Raw genomic sequence first — 237 nt, forward strand, 5'->3', positions numbered from 1 at the left:
TCATAACCCAAGTTGCTACCCAGCCATCTTCTGGGTCAGGAGACTGATGTTATGGGCCAGGACGAAGGTGAGAACTTTGATGACGAAACCCTCCTGGGTCACGGCGTGGATGCGCCTGGGGAAGAGGTGATGGAGCATGCTCCCCACCGTCTCCACCACCCTCCGCCCCACGATGGCCAGGTACTGCATCCAAGGGAGATACCGCCGGCTGTTCCTCCTGCGGATGACCATGGGAAC

Annotated in this window: 1 pseudogene; it reads right to left on the reverse strand. The window is 59.5% G+C overall.

The annotated features are described in order from the left end of the window. Window positions 1-15: 15 nt before the first annotated feature. Window positions 16-237: pseudogene (locus ACYQ0J_RS10280) on the reverse strand (IS982 family transposase); the annotation flags it as partial.

The sequence above is a fragment of the Thermus sp. FJN-A genome (assembly GCF_054655095.1).